Genomic DNA, 2,605 nt, shown 5'->3' on the forward strand with positions numbered 1-2,605 from the left:
CAGGGAAGCATGGAATGGAACATGGCCGCCAGGCCCGTCGGGGCGTGGAAAAACGTCCCTCCCACACAACTCCCGAGCACCGTGCTGATGATCATCTTGTCGCCGGTGAAGATGCACTGGCCGAGCTGAAGATAGACCAGGGGCAGATCCTGTCCGGCCTTGGTCTGCATTTGCCGTCTGATGAGTCGCTCGTCCACGATCGGTCCAATGGTTACGGGGAGAAAAAAGGCCGTGGCCGACCGGTCGAAAACCGTTAATGCATGGAGGCTAAAAGCTCAGTCATTCCCAGGATCTTTTCCGTGGCTTCGGCCAACATCGCATCTAGGTCTTGAATACCGATGCCCATGGAACGCCAGCTCTCCTCATGGAGCGGGTCGAGAACAAACCCCTCGCCCGTGCCAAAGGTCAAAACCTTGGCCATGTTCTCGGCCAGATGAACCGCCCGGGCCGCCGATCCTAGCTCGGTGTCACCGGGGCGGTGGTGCATGGAGATCGCCTCGTGGATGAATTCGGGCAGAGACCACATTGTGGACATCCTGGCTCCCAGCTGCATGTGATCGAAAGTCAGAATCCGCCGCTCCACCTCAGGGGTGGTGGTGTCGGCGGTGAACATGGTGGTCTGGACCACTTCCATGACCTCGGGTGAAGCGGTCAGAAGGGCCAGCTGCCCGATGTCATGGAGCATCCCGGCGACGAAGAACCGTTCCGGGTCGGGCATGCGGGCCCGGGTGGCCAGGGCTTTGGCCAGGATTCCGCACGCCACGCAATGACGCCAATACCCCTGGATGTCGAACCGCATGTTGGCCGGCTGCTTGAACAGGTTGAGCATGAGGGTGCCCAGGGCCAGGTTCCACACCTGTTGCGATCCGAGCAGGGCCACGGACCTGGAAACGGTAGTCACGGTCTGGCGAAGATTGTACAGGGCGCTGTTGACCATCCTGAGCATGGTGGTCGTCAGCTTGGGATCCTTACTGATGACCGCGGCCAGGTCGTCGGCGGTGAAATTCGGGTTGTCCATGACCTGCTGGAGCTCAATGCCCGCCTGGGGCAAGACGGGCAGGCGCAGATTCTTCAGGGAGAGATGAACCGGTTCGCCGGTGGGGCGAAAATCCAAGGCTGTCTGGCGCTCCCGACCGTACCGGCCCCAAAAATCCGGATCGTTCACAAGCCGCTCCGCCGTGAAGCGCAGAGAGGCCTGGTACAGGGCCTCGACCAGGGGCCGCTTTCGATCGTTCAGACGAAAACGTTCATCGACAATGAACTCGGCCCGAATTCTGGCCTCATCCGGATAGTCTTCAAAATCCATGGCACCTCCTTGACGTGATCCGGGGCCATCGAGCCCGTGGACAAAATCCGACCCTCAGCTCATCTTCCGTCATGCATGAGTAGCGGGGTATCAACCGAAACTCAACCGGCCCTTTGGCCGCAAAAAAATGAATGCACACATTCCACCCGACCCTCCAAAGACATGCCGGAGGTCGGCTTTTCGAGCGCCGAACGAAAAGGCTCCGTCATGGTCCCGGCAATCTGAACACACCACTCAACGCGTGGGAGTCAGAAGCTCCGTCATGTACAGGATCTTTTCCTTGAATCCCGTCAGAATCTCATCCAGCTCCATGACTCCGATGCCCATGGCCTGCCAGCTTTCCTCATGGAACGGGTCGAGGACAAAGCCGTCCCCCGTGCCGAAGGTCAGGGCCTTGGCCATGTTCTCGGCCAGATGAACCACGCGGGCCGGAGACCCCGGCTCGGTGTCCCCGGGACGATGATGCATGGACACCGCCTCGAGCATGAATTCCGGCAATGACCACATCTTGAGCATCCTGGCCCCCAGCTGCATGTGATCGAAGGTTAGTATCCGTCGCTCCACCTCCGGGGTGGTCATGTCGGCGTGGAAAATCGTGGTCTGAATCAGTTCCACGGCCTCGGCCGAGGCAGCCAAAAGAGCCAGCTGCCCGATGTCGTGGAGCATCCCAGCGACGAAAAAACGCTCAGGCTCGGGCATGTGCGCTCGGGCGGCCAGGGCCCGGGCAAGGATTCCACATGCCACGCAATGCCGCCAATAGCTCTGGATGTCGAAACGCACGTTGGCCGGCTGTTTGAATAGGTTGAGCATGAGGGTGCCCAGGGCAAGATTTGAGATCTGCCTGGATCCAAGCAGGGCCACGGCTCGGGAAACGGTTTCCACTGTCTGACGGAGGTTATACAGGGCGCTGTTGACCATTCTGAGCAGGGTGGCCGTCAGCTTAGGGTCCTTGCTGATGACCGTGGCCAGATCATGGGCCGTGAAGTTCGGATTGTCCAAGACCTGCTGAAGTTCGATGCCCACCTGAGGGAAGACGGGGAGGCGGAGGTTTTTCAATGATAGACGGATCATATCACCGTCGGAACGAAATTCCGAGGCGGTCTGGCGTTGTCCCTCGTACCGTTCCCAAGAATCCGGATCGTCAATGAGTTGATCCGCAGTGCAGATCAGGGACGTCTGGTAAAGGACCTCGACCGCCTTCTGGTTCCGGTCGTTCAGACGGAAGCGTTCGTTGACGATGAACTCGGCTTTTGACCTGACCTCGTCCGGATAGTCTTCGAAATCCATGTCACCTCCTCG

General features: G+C 59.3%; 3 protein-coding genes. All 3 read right to left on the reverse strand.

The window, feature by feature from the left end; translation table 11 throughout:
- Window positions 1-197: hypothetical protein (locus EOM25_13860; protein ID NCC26259.1), on the reverse strand; the 197-nt coding region annotated here is incomplete at its 3' end.
- A 56-nt stretch (window positions 198-253) separates the two neighbouring features.
- A complete protein-coding gene (locus tag EOM25_13865; protein NCC26260.1) occupies window positions 254-1,306 on the reverse strand; it encodes an HDOD domain-containing protein in 1,053 nt (350 codons plus the stop codon).
- 234 nt (window positions 1,307-1,540) lie between these two features.
- Window positions 1,541-2,593 carry an HDOD domain-containing protein gene (locus EOM25_13870; GenBank protein ID NCC26261.1) on the reverse strand — a complete coding sequence of 351 codons (1,053 nt, stop codon included), beginning with the start codon at window positions 2,591-2,593 and terminating at the stop codon, window positions 1,541-1,543.
- Window positions 2,594-2,605: the final 12 nt, after the last annotated feature.

Source organism: Deltaproteobacteria bacterium (assembly GCA_009929795.1).
Taxonomy (GTDB): Bacteria; Desulfobacterota; Desulfovibrionia; order Desulfovibrionales; family Desulfomicrobiaceae; genus RZZR01.

Excerpts from the sequence above, each read along its gene's own strand:
- EOM25_13865 (NCC26260.1), bottom strand. The coding sequence starts at position 1,306 with ATGGATTTTGAAGACTATCCGGATGAGGCCAGAATTCGGGCCGAGTTC.
- EOM25_13870 (NCC26261.1), bottom strand. The coding sequence starts at position 2,593 with ATGGATTTCGAAGACTATCCGGACGAGGTCAGGTCAAAAGCCGAGTTC.